Source organism: Dapis purpurea BLCC-M126 (assembly GCF_050015975.1).
Classification (GTDB): domain Bacteria; phylum Cyanobacteriota; class Cyanobacteriia; order Cyanobacteriales; family Microcoleaceae; genus Trichodesmium.
On sequence record NZ_JBNHER010000235.1, the window covers coordinates 50605 to 70157 of the forward strand.

Genomic DNA, 19553 nt, shown 5'->3' on the forward strand with positions numbered 1-19553 from the left:
AGGTATTTTAAATATCGCTAATTTTTATATAAAAATAGCAAAAACCCAGGGTTTATTTTGCTACAAAAAATTTATATTATATTTCTTATCATTATCTGTTATCTGTAGCTTTATTCAAATTTTAAAGTTGAAAATCTATACTTTGAAAGTGATGAATCTTAAAGCTAGGTTCTTTAACAGATATTTCCTTTATTTTCTGCTCTTTTGTTTTATGAGCATCAGTCGCTATAAATTTCTGCAAAGATTTTTTACTCTTCCATTCTTCAAAAATCAGGAAAGAATTAGGATTATTAATCTCTTCGTACAAACTATAGCTAATATTGCCAGAATTCGTTCTCACTTTGGGAATAATATCATTAATTAATTGAATAAATTCCTCTCGTTTGTCAGGGATAATCTCAAATCTTGAAGATGCTAAAATTGGTAAGCCTGAAAATTCCGTACCTTTGCCATCTTGTGCTATTACCTGCGCTATTAATTTATTTCCTGACTCTACATTTGCTAAAGCTATTTCCGGACTATCAATATTACTGTGATAAACAAATTTTTCACATCCATAAATAGAACCGATTAGTAACAGCAGCAAAGCAGATTTCCCTAAAAACTTGAACCTACTATTACAGTGAGAAAACATTTGTTTAGAAATTATATTACATACACAACAACTATACGAATTATAGCTGTTTTAGATCAAGTTGTCATTAGATTAATAATTTTTCTATATTTGCTTTTTTTTCACTATTACCAAAAAATCAGGTTAATATCCTCACCTTTTAAGGGAATGAAAAAAAAGAAACTTCACTATTTCAAGCCTCTGACTTCATCTCAAGGTACTGATAACTGAGCCCTGAAATGAGAGTTGTGTAGGCTACTGATTAATTTTTCGATAATGATTAGAATAAATTCACTTTAGTAATCATACTTACCAACAAAAATAAGCTTTTTGATAACCATACTAAATCCGATCAAAACATCTAGATGCTAGAGGAAAAAAGAAATTTTTCAGAAATACTAACCCTATTACCCATTGGCTATTGCTATACAATGACAACTTATGCAGGAATTATCCTATAGGACTAAGCATTTAAGGCGCGGACATGGGTAAATTCTATTTGCGGAGCATTGACCTAGGAAAAAATTGGTCACAAATTACTTTTGACTTTTGACTTTTGACTTTTGACTTGTATATAGCGCTATAATTTATATCTAAAATCTAAAATATTAACTATGGATATTAAACGAGTAATTATTGCTCATAAAGCCAGAGATGATATGAGTCGCCATTATGCAGAACAATCTGCTAGACAATTAGAACATAGAGGATGTCAAGTATTGATGGGTCCAAGTGGACCACAAGATAATCCTTATCCAGTTTTTCTTGCCTCTAGCACTCATAAGATTGACTTGGCAGTGGTTTTGGGGGGAGATGGTACTGCATTAGCTGCCGCTAGACATTTAGCAGCAGAAGGTATTCCTATGTTGGCAGTCAATGTAGGAGGACATTTAGGCTTTTTAACAGAAAATTTTGAAGATTTTAAGGATACAGAGAAAGTATGGGATAGGTTGTTTGAAGACCGCTATGCCGTACAACTGCGAATGATGTTACAGTCAGCAGTATTTGATGGCGATCGCTCAAATCTTAAACCAGCAAGCGATCGCTTTTTAGGGTTGAATGAATTTTGTATTAAACCTGCTTCTGCTGACAGAATGCCTACTTCTATTTTGGAAGTAGAGGTTGATGGTGAGATTGTAGACCAATATCAAGGGGATGGATTAATTGTTGCTAGTCCCACAGGTTCGACTTGCTATACTGCTTCTGCTAATGGACCAATTATGCACGCTGGTATGGCTTCCATTTCTGTAACTCCAATTTGTCCTTTAAGCCTTTCTAGCCGTCCTATTGTACTTCCTCCTCGTTCTATCGTCAGCGTTTGGCCTTTACAGGAAAATGATCTAACTACTAAACTTTGGGCAGATGGAGTCTTATGTACTGCTATTTGGCCGGGACAAAGAGTAGATGTGCGTATGGCGGATTGTCAAGCTAAGTTTATTATTTTGCGGGAAAATTATTCATTTTTCCAGACTCTCAGAGAAAAACTACAATGGGCTGGTGCCAGAATTAAGTATCAAAATTACCATCGGAGTAGTTAGGGAGATGAGGGTGATGGGGTGATGGGGAGGAGAGGAGTAAGGGAGTAAGGGAGTAGAGGAACAAGTAAAAAATATTTATCCCGTCATTTGTGCGACATTAATCACCGAATCTGCTGTAAGTAGTTTCAATGAGGAAAAATTTATTTAGCTAAAGCTAATTGTAATGCTTATAGTAATACCCATTACGAAAAGTAATGCTATACTTAGAAAACACCTCAATTATCAAGTAATTAACATCCGCCAATAACCTGTTTAATAATTATTAGCTAGTTAGTATTAGACATCCCTAGAAAAGAGGGAACAGGGAACAGGGAATAGGAAAGAGCAATTGATAATTTATGGATAATAATTGATTTTATTTTTCATTTTTGGAGAAGTATATTAATTATTTTTATTTTGACTTCTCACCCACTCCCCTACTCTCCCATTACCTTACTCATCTCCTCAAAAAAGTGTAGCAAACATTTATCAAATTGGTATAGTATGGGATTTATTCAGAGCAGAAAAATCATCAAAGTTGGTTTAATTAATCTGCTTTTATTAGTAACTATATTAAGTTTGGTTGAAGGTCTATCTAGTATATTATTGCTTTTTAATAAAATTAGTAAAGTTCAACCAAAGAGTGAAATACGCCACACTCAATATGATAAACTATTAGGATGGGTGAATATTCCTAATGTGAATATTCCAAATATGTATGGTGAAGGGATATATTTTCGGACAAATTCTCAATCATTCAGAAATAACAAAGATTTTACTATTAATATTCCCCCTAATAAAGTTAGGATAATTTGTTCTGGGGATTCTTTCACAATGGGATGGGGTGTTAGTAACCATCAAACATGGTGTCAATTATTAACATCTATAAATCAGCGTTTGCAAACTATTAATATGGGTCAAGGAGGATATGGTGTTGACCAAGCTTATTTGTGGTACAAACGTGATGGTAGTAAGTTTGAGCATAATATTCAGATATTTGCTTTTATTACTGATGATTTTGTGCGGATGCAACGTGCAAAGTCTTTGGGTTATGGGAAACCATTATTGTCTTTAGAAAATGGCGAGTTAGTTAATCATAATTTTCCTGTGCCTAGGGGTTCTTTTTTAGTTCCAAAAATTACAGAAGGTAGCAGATATATTCAAGAGTTAAGATTTTTAGGTTTCTGGCAAACATTGTTTCCGAGAAAGTTGGAAACTGATAGTCAATATATTGCTCAAACTCCTGCTATAGCTATGAAAATATTTGAGGAGTTGGCAGAAATAAATAGAGAGAAAAATAGTAAATTGGTGGTGCTTTATTTGCCGATTCGTTCTGACTATTATGGAAATGAATCGGATTTTTGGCGACAATATCTCCAAGTTGAGTTAGAGAAACGTAATATAATTTATATTGATTTGATTGCTGAATTTAGAAAGAGAATGCCTAATGAAAAAGTAGAAACAGCATTTTTAGGTGGTGATGGGCATTATTCTGTATTTGGTAATGAATTTTTTGCTAATGTTTTGTATGAAAAGTTGTTATCTTTGCCGGAAGTTGCAGTAATTTTACAGCAGTAGAAAATGTTAATTTTTAATTCCATTCAACAATAAGGAGTAATATCTTCTAAACAAACATCAGCTAAGAAAGTTAGAGCGCGAAAACGTAAACTAATTATTTCATAGTAAAAAGGATTCAATTTACACATAGGTGGAATCTTTAAAACTGTACGCCCCAAAAATTTAACATCTCTGGCAAAAGGGCATTGAGCCGGAATTAATTGGCATAATTTTTGAGCGAATTCAGGATTATTAATATCTATCCCATTAATAAAGTTGCGACCAGGTTGTAGCAAAATATCAATTAAATTTTCAGGATAATTGTTTGTAGTAGTTTGCATTTTTATACCTCCAATTTTTCTGAATATATTGTTATATCATGTTCGGTTGAATGCTTACACTTGGGAAGAAGGAAGGCAGAAGGCAGAAGGCAGAAGGGAATATTGGTTTAAAGGAAAAAGGTTTTTTATAACTGATTATCCGAACATGATATTATTAGATAACTCAAGAAATTTCCGATTTTTCTGCCTCCCTATTACAGAAAATTCGGATGACTGAATTACCTGTTGCATCCTAGAGAAAATTCCATTTAACAATAAGGAGTAATATCTTCTAAACAAACATCAGCTAAGAAAGTTAGAGCGCGAAAACGTAAACTAATTATTTCATAGTAAAAAGGATTCAATTTACACATAGGTGGAATCTTTAAAACTGTACGCCCCAAAAATTTAACATCTCTGGCAAAAGGGCATTGAGCCGGAATTAATTGGCATAATTTTTGAGCGAATTCAGGATTATTAATATCTATCCCATTAATAAAGTTGCGACCAGGTTGTAGCAAAATATCAATTAAATTTTCAGGATAATTGTTTGTAGTAGTTTGCATTTTTATACCTCCAATTTTTCTGAATATATTGTTATAGCGCTACGCGTAAGTCAAAAGTTAGTAGGAGTGATTTCCTACGGAATGCTTGATGCTTCGTAAACGCGAATCATCCGTACAAAAGTTAAAAGTAATCTTTAAACTGAATTTTCAGTTCCCAAATTCTTTCTTAGGTCATACTAAGCCAACGCAAACAGGAATTAATCATAAATAATTACTGTTGCTGATTAGCTATAATACCCAAGAAAAAGTATTCAAATATTCCACAGGCGATCGCTGATTTTGCCTGATAATTAAGATATTAGTATTCAGCTATTTCCGAGGAAGATGGTTAGGATTTATACTCTCAACATTTCCTAAATTATTAACTGAATAAGTCTGAGAAAATGACTCTTTAATTTACTTTTCTCAAGTGCTACTGGACATATACTTAACTTTGTTTTAGTTCCATATTTCTAAGATACATATAATCAAGACGGATAGCAAGATTGTTTTTATATAAAAAATATTTATCAATTATAGGCAAAGCTTATTAAGCTAGCTCAAAAGCTTTTAGGATATGCTTTGTAGCACTATGCAAATAGGTGTTTGACACATCTAAATGCTCAAACGAGACTTTTGTCAGTGCGAATGGCCATTCGCCCCTACTGACTTTTAACTTGCGTGTAGCGGTATAATCTGAGGATATTTGACCAAATATTGGCCGAAACTAGATAAAAGGCCATTTGTGAGGAGAAAAAATTTATAGATATGAACATCTTAGGAATCTCAGCTTATTACCACGACAGTGCCGCCGCCCTCGTATGTGATGGAAAAATTATCGCCGCTGCTCAAGAAGAAAGATTTTCTCGTAAAAAACACGATGCCAGATTTCCGAAAAATGCTATTTCTTATTGTCTGAAAGAAGCGAACATCGAATTACTTGATTTAGACCAAATAGTTTTCTACGACAAACCTTTAATTAAATTCGAGCGACTTCTGGAAACTTACCTTAGTTATGCTCCTAAAGGTTTTCGCTCTTTTCTGATGGCAATGCCAATTTGGTTAAAAGAAAAATTATATCTGAAAACCGTTTTAAGAAAAGAATTCTCTACATTAGGTCAGTGTAAAGCATCCCATCTTCCCCAACTGATGTTTACCGAACATCATCAGTCTCATGCAGCTTCCGCATTTTTCCCTAGTCCGTTCGATCGCGCTGCGGTAATGTGTCTGGATGGAGTTGGTGAATGGGCGACTACTTCGGTTTGGTTGGGAGAAGGAAATAAACTGACTCCCCAGTGGGAAATAGATTTTCCTCACTCTTTAGGTTTGCTCTATTCAGCTTTTACCTATTACACAGGTTTCAAAGTCAATTCTGGGGAATACAAACTTATGGGTTTAGCTCCCTACGGAGAACCTAATTATGTAGATTTGATTTTAAATAATCTGATTGATTTAAAAGCTGATGGTACTTTCCGGTTGAATATGGAATATTTCAACTATACGACTGGGTTGACCATGACTAATGAGAAATTTGACAAATTGTTTGGCGGACCTCCTAGGAAAGCGGAAACTAAAATTAGTCAACGGGAAATGGATATTGCTGCTTCTATTCAGAGAGTGACTGAGGAAGTAGTGTTGCGTCTGAGTCGAACGGTGCAAAAAGAATTGAATGCTGACTACCTTTGTTTGGCGGGGGGAGTTGCTCTTAATTGTGTGGCGAATGGTAAGATTTTACGGGAAGGAATTTTTAAAGATATTTGGATTCAACCTGCAGCGGGAGATGCTGGTGGAGCGTTGGGTGCTGCTTTGGCTATTTGGTATGAATATCACGATCAACCGCGAGTCATAGAAAAGGTGGTTGAGAATATTCCAGAAAAGGAATTAATTTCTGTGGAGTCTGGAAATTCTGCTGTTTCTGTGGCAAAACCTCCTGTTTGTCGCGCTCCTAATGACATGATGCAAGGTGCTTATCTCGGACCTAAATTTGCAGATGCGGAAATTCGGGAATATCTGGATGCTATTCAGGCGAAATATGAATATTTGCCAGATACAGAATTAATGCCTCGGTTGGCAGAAATTTTAGATAACGGCAATGTTGTCGGATGGTTTCAAGGTCGGATGGAATTCGGACCCCGTGCTTTGGGAGGACGGTCTATTATTGGCGACCCCCGGAATCAAAAAATGCAGTCGGTGATGAATTTAAAGATTAAGTATCGGGAGTCTTTTCGACCTTTTGCTCCTTCGGTTTTGGCAGAACGAGTTTCCGATTATTTTGATATCGAACATTCTAGTCCTTATATGTTGTTAGTAGCTCCGGTGCAGGATAATTTGTTAATTCCCATGACTGAGGAGCAAAAGCAGTTGTTTGGAATTGAAAAGTTGAATGTGCCGCGATCGGAAATTCCGGCAATTACTCATGTGGACTATTCGGCAAGAATTCAAACTATTCATCAGGAAACTAATCCTCGGTATTATGATTTGATTCGGCATTTTGAGAAGTTGACCGGATGTGGAGTAATTGTGAATACATCTTTTAATGTAAGAGGTGAGCCTATTGTTTGTACGCCCGAAGATGCTTATCGGTGTTTTATGCGTACAGAGATGGATTATTTGGTGGTGGAAAATTTCTTGATGGCGAAGACTCAGCAGATTCCTTGGGAAAAGGATGAATCTTGGAAAGAGGAGTTTGAATTGGATTAAAGTTAAATCAAAATTCAAAAGTTAAAATTAGTCTGTTATGAGTGGATTCGTTATATTGCCACTCAAACAGAATTAAATTTTTAATTTTAGCCAGAACTCTGGATAAGTAGTATAAAACTATATTAATGCACTAGATGTGTCAATATCTATTAAGATAGGGTTTAACAATCAAAAAAGATAGATCAGAATTTAGATCTATCTAAATTTATAATATAAATTTATAATATAAGTAGTTAGTTAAAAACTATAGAATTTTAAGTTTAGGTGTAAGCTTTATGGCCCTAAAAAAAGCATTAACAAATCGCACAAGTATAGGGGTGGAAATGGAGCCTTACAGCTCGAAACTCTTACATCTTTCCCTAGCTCAGTCAAGGAAAAGTGAGTTACGAAAGGTTGTTATCGATCTTTCTCATCTCTATAAAACTGGAGAAATTAGTGAGAGCGCCTTTGAAAAACTTGCTGAATATGCTTGTCAGTCATTTGTTGAGGCCGAAGTTGAAAGGAGGTTAGGTAGCTATTTAGACCAAAAGCTTGTCCAATTGTGGGATCGCTTGGCCTCAGATGAATCTATTTTGCAGCTTTTGGAGGCTAGTACAAAAGATGACTGAGAGTGACCCTAAAGATGAAAAGCCAATTGAGAATGAAAATTTGTCTGAAGAAAGTTCATCTGATGCTTTACCTGAGACATCAAACAGTGGTCAAGAGGCAAAGCTCCCAGAAGTTTTTGAGGATATTCTTCCGGACGAAGTTAAAGAAAGTATACCAACTAGCGTTAAGAAAGTGATGGGGTTAGCCCTTTCTGTTGGATCTCGTAGAGAGGAGTCCCCCTTGAAAGACCTTGCTGGGAAGATTCAACCAACTCACATCACTCAGTTTCTTGAGAATGATGCTGCGCAGGACGAAAGAGTTTTTAAGGATTCTCAGATATCAAAGAGATATACGCTTGTATATGTCATTATCTTTTGCGCTCTGTTTGTGTTCATTACTGTTTTCCTGGTAGATCGAAATGTGAGCATCTACATAGATTTATTAAAGATTTTTATTGCCTTTGCTGGCGGGTTCGGTAGTGGTTTCGGCTATAAAAGTTTCAAGGATAGAAATAAATAAGGGTTAATGAAAAATATATCCTCAAATAAGCTAGTAAGGTGCATTACATTTCATTAATGCACCATTTATTTTTGAATTTTTATAGTGTGAAGTCATTTACAATCTTTCCCATTGTGCGATCGCTTGGCTTCAAATGACTCTACTTTGCAGCTTTTGGAGGCTAGTACAAAAGATGACTAAGCACGATCCTAAAGATGAAAAGCCAATAGAGAATGAAAGTTTTCTGAAGAAAGTTTATCTGGCGCTTTGTCCGAGAAATCAAACAGTAGTCAAGAGGCAAAGGTGCCAGGAGTTCTTGAGGATATTCTTCCAAAGGAAGTTAAGGAAAGTATACCAACTAATGTTAAGAAAGTGATGGGGTAAACCTCCAGAAAAATTAGAACCAGTCCTTTCTGTTAAGGACGGCGATCGTAACGATTATGGTTATGACTTATATATTCCAGGTCCTTGCCATATTGTCTATCGACCTTACAAACCCGCAAAATGTGGCGCTCATCTGTGGATTAATACTTATAATTCTGTGGAATTTGTAGATACTCAGTTTAATCTTAATCCAGCTACCGCAAGGCAACCTAGCAAACAAATCTACATATAGTTTTTTCCATTACAGCGATATAGCTGCCGCACTTTCTCCGCCAACGCTACAAAAACACCACATCTCAGAAATCAGTTTAATTCTTATTTACAATTTTGTAATAAGCGCGAAGAATAAAGATAGATTATAGCTGATTAGCGATCGCTCTACCCTTCTTTCTGGAGATGTCAATCCCTATGATTTTATCGTGATAGCAGATAGATTTTATCCAAGTTCTCAAATATGTTCTCACTGTGGGCATCAACAGAAAATGCCTTTAAATGTGAGAACTTATGAATGTGCTAACTGTGGATTTCAAGTAGACAGAGACTTTAACGCTGCTGTCAACTTAGAAAACTATGTGAATAAGTAGCTTGAGTTCCAAGCGATTTTAAGCCTGTGGAGAAGATAAGTTACAGACTGCGGTCAGTGGTCTTCTGGGAAACAGGAAGCTAGCTCCAAAGCTTATGCAATCAGGCATGGGTAAGTTTGGGTAAGTTTAGTAGAACGGTTATTGGTACAATATGGTCCAGGCACTAACCTAACGAATCTAGGTGTTTCTGCTACTATTAACTTTGAGGAAGATATTTCAGAAGAGTCAGTTTTAGGTGATTCAGCAACGGTTGTTAACACTTTTCAAGACCCTGTTTTTACAGGTGGGGTTCAGACTACTTTCGGCGAAATTGGAGGTCCTGAAATTATTACCAATGATGTCGAATTTCCTAACTTTATTGGCTTTTACGATATTGATATCAGTGACACTTCCCTGACAATGACTTTGGTAGACAACTCTGACGCCGCAGATTTGATTCTTCCGGATGATCGCTTCGATCGGTATTATATTGAGTTTGACACTAGCACCATTGCCTCAGCTAGTCTTAACGGCCTTAGCGAATTGAATGAATTTGCGACTGTTGAAGTTTTGGAGCCAGGATTTGTACTAGATCCCCCCGCCGATCTCTTTGAAACAGGTATTTCTACGCCTATCCAATTTGAAACTGGAGGCTTATTGGTAGAATTAGGCCCAGGTACCGATCTAAGGAATCTAGGTGTTTCTGCCAACATCGACTTTGTGAAAGCTAGTTCTGTAGTTATAAATGAGACTGGTACTCCTGAAAGCGATCGTCTCAATGGTGCAGAAGGAGATGATACCCTTGTTGGGCTGGCAGGTAATGATACTATTGATGGCAGCGGTGGTGATGACCAAATTATCGGTAGTAGAGGTAATGATTCTCTTTATGGAAAAGATGGCAATGATACTATCCAAGGACGTCAAGACAACGATCGCCTCTTTGGTGGCAAGGGTGATGACTTACTTTTAGGCGGTCAAGGTCGCGATCGCATAAACGGTGGTACCGGCAACGATACTCTCATTGGTGGTGCAAGTATTGACCGCTTTATTTTCAATACAAATGATGAATTTGACTTAGAGGAGCTTGGAGTGGATGAAATTAGTGACTTTGTTCCGGGGCAAGATATAATTTTACTCGATCAAACCACTTTCACTGCTATTACTAGTGATTCAGGGGAAGGCTTCAGCTTAGATGGTGAATTTACTAGAGTTACCAGTGATGCTGAGGCAGAAACTTCAGCAGGGATTATTGTTTACAACAGTAGCAACGGCAAGCTATTTTACAATGCTAATGGTACAGAGACAGAATTTGGTAGCGGTGGTGAATTTGCTAATCTCGCAAACCTTGCATCTATTAGTGAGAATGATTTTTTCCTGAGAGTATAAGCGTATAGGGAATAAAAAGTGACTGAAGGATGCTCATAGGTTTTAATAAATTGATGAGTAATATCAAATCCGGTTACAATCGAAGTGCTATTAGAAACTGGGTTTTTCAGAGATAAATCTCACTAAGGCATAGACATTTCACACCAACCCGGTTTCTGTACTTTATTTATACCAATCCTACCGGATTTGATATGATTAGCAATCGCTCCATCCTTTCCCAAACATTTTTTCACTATGCAGAAGATACAAATTTCACCCTCGTTACAAATATGTGAAGATAACTACCGTATTATATCGCTAAAAACGTAAATTGTTAACTAACTCGAAACTCTTAAGTAGAAATTTTGAATCGAATCAATTCAGGCGATCGCGACAAAAACTACAATATTTCAAAACAGTTTTAACACTTAACTTTTACTTATAGTCTTTAGTCTTTTCATTTGAAAATTTTTAATTTTGTCAGGATTTTATGACAAAAAAATTGAAAAATTTTCTTAATTAATTAACGAATTTTCAATATTTTTAGCTTTTTAGTTCAATTTTGTGATATTCTAAAAAATATTAAATTCCGAAGGATAGTTTCGCTTAAAAAAAATTTTAAGCTGCAAATTACTATTATTTCGTTGTTTTGAAAGGCAAATAGTCTGAAATTCCTCAACCATAACAGACTAATTTTTCTTTGGTAATCTTTCAGCAATTTGACAAATTAACAATTTCATGGCAGCTATAAATAAAAATGAAAATCATAGCTCATATCAAATCCACTTGTAATGGAAGTGGTATTAGAAACTGGGCTTTTCGGAGATAAATCTGACTAAGGTATCGGAATTTCATATAAACCCGGTTTCTGTACTTGGTAGTCCTGCATGGTAATGGTTAAGTTATATAATTTTTAATTTCTCTCGTACTCCCCATCTCCCCATCTCCCCATCTCCCCACACACTCTTTACCATTACTATGCACCACCACCCTGTACTTTATTTATACCAATCCTACCGGATTTGATATGATTAGCGATCGCTCCACCTTTCCCAAAACACTTTTTTTAGGTCGTCAGAGCAATATTATTAATAATTAACTCTTTTAACTAAAATCCCAATTTTTCACTGCTGACAAATATATGTCCATAGAATGATCCTTGACACCATCAATACCTAGCCGCAATAGGTCGTTAGCTGCACCATCAATAGCGTCAAGAAAGCGCAGCCAGAAACCAGGTTCAAGATGCAGTTTCATTTCTTCTGAAATATAAATGTAGGTACCTACATGACGATATCCCATTAGACGAGTTGGAACACGAGTAACCAAATCATTATTATTATGAAAGCGGAAGAACCTCGATTTTGCTTCTACATTGAATAAACGTGCAGTTGCATTCTCCATAGCACGAGGTTGTCCAAAAGTATAAACAGAAATAAATGGTAAACCACTGTAGATTAGCTTCGCAGCAGCAATTGTAGCCATAGCTCCGCCAAGACTATGACCAGTTAAAAATAGAGGACGTTTTTTCTTCTGTCTTAATTCCTGGTATTTGCTAAACAATGGCCCCCAACTATCCTCAACAGAATTAAAAAAACCACGATGAAATTTACCAAATAGTTTCTTTTCGAGAAAAACATTGAAGTTGTCGAACCAGTCATTTAGTTCATTGGTTCCACGGAAAGCCAGACAAAGATAGTCTTCATGCTCAACTAAAATAGCCTGGGCACTATTTTTAGAATCTCCAGTTACAGAAATGAACTTTTCATCTTCAGCCTTCAAATCTGCAATTATTTTTTCTTCATCTGGTTTACCATCTGGATCGCTGTAATAAACCAGTCCAGCCATTCTTGCCATCCAGTAAGCGTTATTTTGGCTCAAAGAGGTTTTATAAGGTTCAATTGTTTTCAAAAGTTTCTCCTATTATTTCAGTTATCAATTATCAGTACCTCCGGTTTCAGCCGGAGGCTTGAAATTAGAAATCTCCTTTTGTATCCCCTTGTAGATCTACAGCTTGCAGCTCAGGAAAGAGGAGGCTATTGATCTTATTTCTTGATCAATAAATTAAAATCAACAATCTATTTATTTGATAGTAACATGGTTGTTGACTATGCTAGAATGAAAGAATTTCAAAAAAAATATGTTTAACTAGATTTGGCTCATACTCTAGGTTCTGTTTTTACCAAAAAAAGAGGTCCAAAGCCTGCCCTTTTAAGAGGATGAAAAGAATAAATTTCATTATTTCAAGCCTCTGGGTTAAGCCAGAGGTACTGATAACTGATAACTGAAATGACCCCTTTATATTATGAGAAGATGAAATTACAAAAATTATTATATTACTTGTTTAGTGCTAGCCAAATGGGTTATATCAGCCCTCAGGTCTTCTTCTCACAGGAGATAAATTTATCTTGACTTTTAACAGCTTTTCTGCTAGGACTTAAACGTTAATCAAATCTTAATTACTGATAAATCAATGAGCGATCGCGAGATACCAAAAATTGATAAGAAGGGTCTCAGGGAATTCGGTCTAATAGTAGGTGGTGTTTTTGGCGGTTTATTTGGTCTATTACTACCATTGCTCCACAGACATTGGCCTCCCCCTGCATGGCCTTGGGTAATTGCTACTCCTCTATTGGCATTGGCAGTTGTTTCACCCCCGACTTTGGAACCTGTTTATAAGTTTTGGATGCGGGTGGGAATTTTCCTCAGTAAGATTATGACTCCTCTTTGGATGGGTTTAGTATTTTATCTTGTAGTCATGCCAATGGGTGTAATTATGCGAATGTTAAAAAAAGACCCAATGGAGCGACAATTTAATACTGAAACCTCAACTTATAGGGTAATGAGTCAATTAAAAACTAGAGAAAGTATGGAGCGACCTTTTTAAATGTTTGAAGGAATATTAGACTTTCTCAAAGACATTTGGGGTTTTATGAGAGAGCGAAAAAAATATTGGTTATTGCCCTTGATTATTACTTTGGTATTGTTAGGAGCTTTGATTATTGCTAGTCAATCTTCTGTAATTGCTCCATTCATTTATACTTTGTTTTAATCTGACTATGCTGGCAGAAGGAAGGAAGAGGTTTTTTGTTGAATCTTGCTGCACTTCTTCTTCCTTAACTTCTAGTTATTATAGGCAGAAATAAAAACTTAAAAGTATTAATTGATAAGGCTTTTAGGATTTTGTCAATAATAGATTATTTACACCATACTGAAGTAGCAGTTTATAATTTTTCTGGTAAAGATTAATTTTTCATTGTTGATGTATTAGCTATTCATCAATACCCAAGTAAAAAGTATCTTAGAAAGTGAATGAAAAAAACAAGAAAAAAACCCTTAATCCATAAAAAAATGGCTTTAGGTGGTAGGTGAAATTAATAATTATTAGCAGTGGTCTGTCAAGATTAAAATTTTAGGTAGTGGGAGCATCTTACTCCTTTTCTATGATAATTTTCCTCCCTTTGTGGGGGAGACACTTATACCATTTATTTATGAAGCTACAGTTAGAGCTAATTTATAAAGATAATAGTAGATAAAGTCTGGTTTTCTCATTGGTAGGTAGCGGTCGAGAAGTCTGGTTTATTTGTTTACATAGAATAAATGTTTAATGTTGTTAATAAACCCAATTTCTGAGAATTGAAACTTTACTTAGGTAGTATTAAAACACCAAAGAAAAATTTTAAAGTTAGGTTTATCCTGGGGATAAGCTCGGTTAACGATCCTCAAACAAACCTACATGATTGAAGTAGTATTCAGTTATCAGCACTTCAGCAATCAGCTTCTCAAGGTGTATAATGGCGGTTTTAACCCCCCATAAAAGGCACACCACTAATTTTTTAAAATATAGTCGTGGAGCGTTACCCTTGAATTTTTAGCGCTCCAGCTAAATGCTGTTTGCATAGCATTCCGAAACGGAAAAGTTGATAGCTGGTTAAATAAAAAAATTCTAGCTGAAAAAATGAAAAAGTTAAAAGCTTTAGCAATAAATATAGGTATGATTTTTGCCAGTTTATTTGTCGGTGTGGCGATCGCTGAAGTAGGAGTAAGAATTGCTGGTTTGGAGGGATTAAGAAAAATGCCGGAAAGTACCCATGCAGAATTTTATCCCACATTTCATACTATTCCTCATCCAGTTAGAGGGTGGTCTTATCAAAGAAATGTTTCTGGTTGGTGGACCAGTGAAGGGAAGGCTTATTTAGAGTTTAATAGTCATGGTCTTAGAGGACCGGAAATTACTAAAGCAAAACCAGAAAATACTCTAAGAATTGCTGTACTTGGAGATTCTTTTACTTCAGCAGTACAAGTTTCTTATCAGAAAACTTTTGTGGCAGTAATGCAAAAGGAATTGGAAAAATGTATAGATTTAAAACCTCAAAAAGTAGAGGTAATGAATTTTGGAGTAGATGGTTATGGAACTGCCCAACAATTATTAACTCTTAGGGAAAAAGTGTGGAATTTTCAGCCGGATATTGTGCTTTTAGCTTTTTTTATTGGCAATGATGTTACGGATAATTCTCAAAAATTAGAAAATAATCATTATCGACCTTTTTTTGTTTATAGAAATGGCAAATTAGAATTAGATTTATCCTTTAGAAAGCTAACTATTAGTCAAGCAAACCGCTACATGATTACCACAGTCGATAAATTACCAACTTGGCTAGTAAATAATGTCAGAATTTTGCAAATTATCAAAAAAGTAGAGGTAGATCAAAGGAAGAAAAGAGCAGCAGTACATTTTGAAAAGTTACAAGCCAAGAATTTTAGAGAACCGCAAAATCTTGCTTGGCAAGAAGCTTGGAAAATTACAGATGAACTAATAATAATTATGGCAAAAGAAGTACAGGAAAAGGGAGCAGAATTTAAGGTAGCTACAGTGATGACTGCCATGCAAGTTCATCCCAATAAACAATGGCGAGAAGAATATATGAAAATTATGGATATTCAAGACTGGTCATATCCGACAAAAAGACTACAAAATTTAGGAGAAACTTATAATTTTTCAGTGATTGATTTGGTTGAACCTTTTGATAATTATGTTCAGGAAAATCCCGTTTGTTTTCATGGGTTTAAAAATACGGCAATGTGTACAGGACATTGGAATGCTACAGGACATAAATTAGCAGGAGAAATTATTGCTGAAAATTTATGTCAAGGATTTTGAGTATAGATATACTAATCCTAAATGATTTGTGATAAAAAACTGTAGGGGTTTGGTTTCCAAATCCCATTTTTGTTTGGGTTGAGAGACTAAACTCCGTTATATTAAATACGTTAATGTTTACTACCAAAGATTGATGGGGAGGTGGGGGGATAGGGAGATGGGGAGATTTGTATATTTTCACAATTTTTTGTATTTCGTATTAGATAAAATCTGACAACCTATGTCCCATTATGGGTTTGGTTTGGGGACCAAACTCCTATGATAAAAATTAATAAAATTCCCATAATTGTTTACTTTTCTCTGCTATGCAAGATGTCTGCGCTAGAATATTTATTCTCAATATTAAGAATAATCTCTTGGTCAACTAACCTTTATATATATAATGAAAAAACTCAAGAATTTAGCCATAAATTTAGGACTAACAGTAAGTACATTAATATTTAGTATTGCAGTAGGTGAAATAGGTTTAAGAATAGCAAAAATAGAAACTCCACCACCACCAAGAGAAGACTCTAATCAAGAACTTTTATACACAGTAAAAGACCCCTATCGAGGTTGGGCAGGAAATCCTAATGGCAAATCATTTTGGACTGGAGAGGGTATACCATCAGAAATAAAAATGAATAGTGGAGGATTTCGCGATTATGAACGGAGTAAAACCAAACCAGAAAATGGATTTAGAATTGCTTTATTAGGAGATTCTTTTACAGAAGCAATCCATGTCAAATTAGAAGATACTTATGGTGCAATAATAGAGCAAAATTTACAACAATGCTCTGTCTTAAAAGACCAAAAAGTGGAGGTAATGAATTTTGGCGTACAAGGTTATGGAACAGCACAACAATTAATGACTTTAAGACATCATGTTTGGGATTATAAACCTGATTTAGTCATATTAGCTTTTTATTCTGGTAACGACCTTCGTAATAATTCTCGTACTTTAGAACATGACCATTTACGCCCCTATTTTATTTATCAAGATGGTCAACTTATGGCAGATATGTCATTCCGAGATTTAAAATTTTGGCAGAGAGACCGTTATAATTTTTCCATAGTAGACTCCTTGCCATTTTGGTTAGTACAAAATTCTCGAATTTTACAGCTAATTAGAAAGGTTGATATTAATACTAAACGCCGTCAGTTTGAAAAAGATTATAGTGAAATTAATCTTGCTTTTTACAAGGAACCAGAACCAAATTCTGACTGGGAAGAAACTTGGGAAGTAACTGAAGGTTTAATCAAACTAATGAGAGATGAAGTATCTGATAAAGGAGCAGAATTTATGGTAATAACAGCCAGTGATTCTTATCAGGTATTACCCGATACTCAAAAGCGTGATGGATTTAGAAAATCTTTGAATTTACCAAATTTATTCTATCCAGATATCAGATTAAAAAATTTTGGTAAGGAGGAAAATATACCAGTTTATACTTTAGCCGGACCTATTTGGGATGAAGTAAAAAAAACAGGTAAATGTTTGCATGGTTTTGATAATGCAGTTCCCTGTGGAGGTCATTGGAATATAGCAGGTCATAAATTGGTAGGAGAAATAATGGCAAATTATCTATGCGACCGATATACTAATCAACTAAGCAAAGAAGGTGAAAAAGAAAAACGCTAAATTTATTTATGGCACTTATTAAAAGCTGTATATATAGGTACTTTTTGTATTGATAGGGATTATTGTAATGTCATTTAAGTAGTGAGATATTGTATAATTTTCAGGAAAAGCTGAACTGCTAAAAGGCAACATAGAAGAAAATAAAATGTATAGCAATCAGAAATCAGATGTGATAATTGAGGTGTTCCTTAGAAGGAAAGAATATAGTAGTTATCTGATGAATTAAGATACATTTTTTTTTCTTCTATTTTCCCTGTTCCCTGTTCCGTAAAAGTATCTAATATCTCACAACTTACAGCACTTTTTAGGATAGTGAGGTGAGGTACAGTTAAAGACTAATATCTCTTCCCTATTTCTATATTTTTTTGTTTGATATAAATAAATTTATTTGCGTTAAACTATTTTTTTGGTAATAATGAACAAAGTTATTGAGAGGGTAAAGCAAAATTTAGTAATATTATGAAAAATTTCAAATGGTTCCAGGGAATTAGAACAGGATTCAGTATACTTACCATCAATTTAGTTTTAGTATTTCTTGGTTTAGAAGCTGTCTCACTAGGATTTTATTATGCTGAGGAAAATCAACTATTTTATACCAGAAAAAATAGTACTTCCAAAGTGCGGGAAGAGTTGGAAAAAGGAGGAACTAGACTTGGAACAGATTTAAATAATCAATCAATATTAGAGAGAATTCATCCGTTTTTTGGTTATGTACTGAAAGGAGGTTCCTTTACTAATGAAGAATTAGGGGTAAGGGTAAATAATTATGGTCTTATATCTGAGCATAATTATCCTTTTGCAAAAACAAATAAAAATCAGTTTATTATTGGTGTCTTTGGTGGTTCAGTCGCTAATAATTTTGCAGTAAATATTCGAGTTAATCAATCTAGAGGAAATCAAGAGTTTATCAATAGTTTAAAAGCTATACCAGAGTTGGGAGATAAAGAAATAATTATTCTCTGTTTTGCTAGCGGAGGTTACAAACAACCACAACAATTATTGATGTTAAATTACTTTCTTTCCATCGGTCAAGAATTTGACATGGTAATTAATATTGATGGCTTTAATGAAGTAGCGCTATCTTACCAAAATAATCAACAACAAATAGAACTTTACTTACCAAGTATTCAGCATATTTTACCCTTAACTAGATTAGCTAGTGATGATTTGTCCGTAATGAAAGCGATAGTCGAAATTAGCCAACTGAAAAATTATTTATCAACTGCTATTAATAAGTTAGAAAATTGTAAATTAACATCTTGTCATAGTTTGAGAAGTTTGCAAGTTCAAAATTTATTAGACAGATATCAAAAAGAAATTCTTAAATATGATGAACAAGTCGCCAGAAATTCTAGCAAAATTGATGGTAGTGACAGTTTGGTTTATTTGAATAAAATTCCAGAAGTATTAGAAGATGAAATTGCCTTTGAGAAAATCGGTAAAAATTGGTATGAATCATCCCTAGCAATGAGTCAAATTCTTGCCGAAAGAAATATATGGTATTTTCACTTTATTCAGCCTAATCAATATTATCCTACAGAAAGAGTATTTAGCCCAGAAGAAAAAATCTTTATCATCGAGGATCATCCCTATTCTACAGGAGTGAGAAAAGGTTATCCAGTTTTACTTTCTCAAATTAATAGCTTAAAAGAAGCTAGAGTTAATATTTTTAATGGTGTAAATATTTTTGATCGGGAAAAAGAAATAGTTTATCGGGATGCTTGCTGTCACTATAATTTTCTGGGAGACACAATTTTAGAAAATTATATTGCTAATTCTATTAAAAGTGTGATGGAAAAGAAAGATGGCAGATGATTTAGGTAGACAAAATAAATGGGTGAGTAAATGGAGAAGGTAGATGGCAGAATTTGACTAGAGTGACCAGAAGAAAAATTTTTCTACCCCCAGAAAAATGCTAGATAAAAACTGAGAAAGCTAGAAAGAAGCTTGGATTGAAACTCTGATGATTAAGTAAATAAAATTCAGCAGTAAATCGAGAAGCTAGATGGCAAAATTCGACTGGAGTAACCGGGAGTTTATCTGAGTGAAAATTTTTCTACCCCCGTAAAAATGCTAGATAAAAACTGAGAAAGCTAGAGAGAAGCTTGGATTGAAACTCTG

Annotated in this window: 15 protein-coding genes and 1 pseudogene; 12 read left to right on the plus strand and 4 right to left on the minus strand. The window is 34.8% G+C overall.

Annotated elements, in window-relative coordinates; genetic code table 11:
- Window positions 1-121 precede the first annotated feature (121 nt).
- Window positions 122-634, minus strand: a complete 513-nt coding sequence (locus tag ACP6PL_RS20985) for a putative quinol monooxygenase (RefSeq protein WP_426547219.1) — start codon at window positions 632-634, stop codon at window positions 122-124.
- Window positions 635-1227: 593 nt separating this feature from the next.
- Here ACP6PL_RS20985 and ACP6PL_RS20990 point away from each other — a divergent pair.
- Entirely contained in the window at window positions 1228-2151 is a 924-nt protein-coding gene (locus ACP6PL_RS20990) for an NAD(+) kinase (protein WP_426547220.1), read from the plus strand.
- Between the two features lie 483 nt (window positions 2152-2634).
- A complete protein-coding gene (locus ACP6PL_RS20995) occupies window positions 2635-3708 on the plus strand; it encodes a hypothetical protein (protein WP_426547221.1) in 1074 nt (357 codons plus the stop codon).
- Between the two features lie 23 nt (window positions 3709-3731).
- On the opposite strand, the gene ACP6PL_RS21000 is transcribed toward ACP6PL_RS20995, so the two are convergent.
- Window positions 3732-4028 (minus strand): Mo-dependent nitrogenase C-terminal domain-containing protein, encoded by a 297-nt coding sequence (locus tag ACP6PL_RS21000; RefSeq protein ID WP_426547222.1) that lies wholly within the window; start codon window positions 4026-4028, stop codon window positions 3732-3734.
- Between the two features lie 248 nt (window positions 4029-4276).
- The gene (locus ACP6PL_RS21005; protein ID WP_426547222.1) at window positions 4277-4573 is read right to left on the minus strand and encodes a Mo-dependent nitrogenase C-terminal domain-containing protein; all 297 of its coding nucleotides are present in this window, start codon (window positions 4571-4573) and stop codon (window positions 4277-4279) included.
- A 747-nt stretch (window positions 4574-5320) separates the two neighbouring features.
- Between ACP6PL_RS21005 and ACP6PL_RS21010 the strand changes: the two genes are divergently transcribed.
- The 5 genes and pseudogenes from ACP6PL_RS21010 (at window position 5321) to ACP6PL_RS21030 (ending at window position 10671) form a co-directional block, all read left to right on the plus strand.
- Complete coding sequence (locus ACP6PL_RS21010; protein WP_426547223.1) at window positions 5321-7252, plus strand: carbamoyltransferase family protein; 1932 nt, start codon at window positions 5321-5323, stop codon at window positions 7250-7252.
- A 275-nt stretch (window positions 7253-7527) separates the two neighbouring features.
- Complete coding sequence (locus ACP6PL_RS21015) at window positions 7528-7860, plus strand: hypothetical protein (protein WP_426547224.1); 333 nt, start codon at window positions 7528-7530, stop codon at window positions 7858-7860.
- The gene (locus ACP6PL_RS21020; RefSeq protein WP_426547225.1) at window positions 7853-8359 is read left to right on the plus strand and encodes a hypothetical protein; all 507 of its coding nucleotides are present in this window, start codon (window positions 7853-7855) and stop codon (window positions 8357-8359) included. The genes ACP6PL_RS21015 and ACP6PL_RS21020 overlap by 8 nt, the downstream gene beginning before the upstream one ends.
- Window positions 8360-9138: 779 nt before the next feature.
- Window positions 9139-9306, plus strand: a pseudogene (locus ACP6PL_RS21025) (zinc ribbon domain-containing protein); the annotation flags it as partial.
- 141 nt (window positions 9307-9447) lie between these two features.
- Entirely contained in the window at window positions 9448-10671 is a 1224-nt protein-coding gene (locus ACP6PL_RS21030) for a calcium-binding protein (protein ID WP_426547226.1), read from the plus strand.
- Window positions 10672-11754: 1083 nt separating this feature from the next.
- On the opposite strand, the gene ACP6PL_RS21035 is transcribed toward ACP6PL_RS21030, so the two are convergent.
- Complete coding sequence (locus ACP6PL_RS21035) at window positions 11755-12561, minus strand: lipase family protein (protein WP_426547227.1); 807 nt, start codon at window positions 12559-12561, stop codon at window positions 11755-11757.
- A gap of 562 nt (window positions 12562-13123) precedes the next feature.
- On the opposite strand from ACP6PL_RS21035, the gene ACP6PL_RS21040 reads away from it, so the two are divergent.
- From ACP6PL_RS21040 to ACP6PL_RS21060, 5 genes are all read left to right on the plus strand, one after another.
- The gene (locus tag ACP6PL_RS21040) at window positions 13124-13537 is read left to right on the plus strand and encodes an SxtJ family membrane protein (RefSeq protein WP_426547228.1); all 414 of its coding nucleotides are present in this window, start codon (window positions 13124-13126) and stop codon (window positions 13535-13537) included.
- Window positions 13538-13702 (plus strand): DUF5989 family protein, encoded by a 165-nt coding sequence (locus ACP6PL_RS21045; protein ID WP_094676416.1) that lies wholly within the window; start codon window positions 13538-13540, stop codon window positions 13700-13702.
- Window positions 13703-14608: 906 nt separating this feature from the next.
- Entirely contained in the window at window positions 14609-15811 is a 1203-nt protein-coding gene (locus ACP6PL_RS21050) for an SGNH/GDSL hydrolase family protein (RefSeq protein ID WP_426547229.1), read from the plus strand.
- Between the two features lie 382 nt (window positions 15812-16193).
- Window positions 16194-17432: an SGNH/GDSL hydrolase family protein gene (locus ACP6PL_RS21055; RefSeq protein ID WP_426547230.1), complete on the plus strand. Its 1239-nt coding sequence runs from the start codon at window positions 16194-16196 to the stop codon at window positions 17430-17432.
- Window positions 17433-17891: 459 nt separating this feature from the next.
- A complete protein-coding gene (locus tag ACP6PL_RS21060) occupies window positions 17892-19247 on the plus strand; it encodes a hypothetical protein (RefSeq protein WP_426547231.1) in 1356 nt (451 codons plus the stop codon).
- Window positions 19248-19553 lie beyond the last annotated feature (306 nt).

What these genes read in the sequence shown, in the direction of transcription:
- ACP6PL_RS20985 (WP_426547219.1), bottom strand. Translation starts at nt 634, where the DNA reads ATGTTTTCTCACTGTAATAGTAGGTTCAAGTTTTTAGGGAAATCTGCT.
- ACP6PL_RS20990 (WP_426547220.1), top strand. Translation starts at nt 1,228, where the DNA reads ATGGATATTAAACGAGTAATTATTGCTCATAAAGCCAGAGATGATATG.
- ACP6PL_RS20995 (WP_426547221.1), top strand. Translation starts at nt 2,635, where the DNA reads ATGGGATTTATTCAGAGCAGAAAAATCATCAAAGTTGGTTTAATTAAT.
- ACP6PL_RS21000 (WP_426547222.1), bottom strand. Translation starts at nt 4,028, where the DNA reads ATGCAAACTACTACAAACAATTATCCTGAAAATTTAATTGATATTTTG.
- ACP6PL_RS21005 (WP_426547222.1), bottom strand. Translation starts at nt 4,573, where the DNA reads ATGCAAACTACTACAAACAATTATCCTGAAAATTTAATTGATATTTTG.
- ACP6PL_RS21010 (WP_426547223.1), top strand. Translation starts at nt 5,321, where the DNA reads ATGAACATCTTAGGAATCTCAGCTTATTACCACGACAGTGCCGCCGCC.
- ACP6PL_RS21015 (WP_426547224.1), top strand. Translation starts at nt 7,528, where the DNA reads ATGGCCCTAAAAAAAGCATTAACAAATCGCACAAGTATAGGGGTGGAA.
- ACP6PL_RS21020 (WP_426547225.1), top strand. Translation starts at nt 7,853, where the DNA reads ATGACTGAGAGTGACCCTAAAGATGAAAAGCCAATTGAGAATGAAAAT.
- ACP6PL_RS21040 (WP_426547228.1), top strand. Translation starts at nt 13,124, where the DNA reads ATGAGCGATCGCGAGATACCAAAAATTGATAAGAAGGGTCTCAGGGAA.
- ACP6PL_RS21045 (WP_094676416.1), top strand. Translation starts at nt 13,538, where the DNA reads ATGTTTGAAGGAATATTAGACTTTCTCAAAGACATTTGGGGTTTTATG.
- ACP6PL_RS21050 (WP_426547229.1), top strand. Translation starts at nt 14,609, where the DNA reads ATGAAAAAGTTAAAAGCTTTAGCAATAAATATAGGTATGATTTTTGCC.
- ACP6PL_RS21055 (WP_426547230.1), top strand. Translation starts at nt 16,194, where the DNA reads ATGAAAAAACTCAAGAATTTAGCCATAAATTTAGGACTAACAGTAAGT.
- ACP6PL_RS21060 (WP_426547231.1), top strand. Translation starts at nt 17,892, where the DNA reads ATGAAAAATTTCAAATGGTTCCAGGGAATTAGAACAGGATTCAGTATA.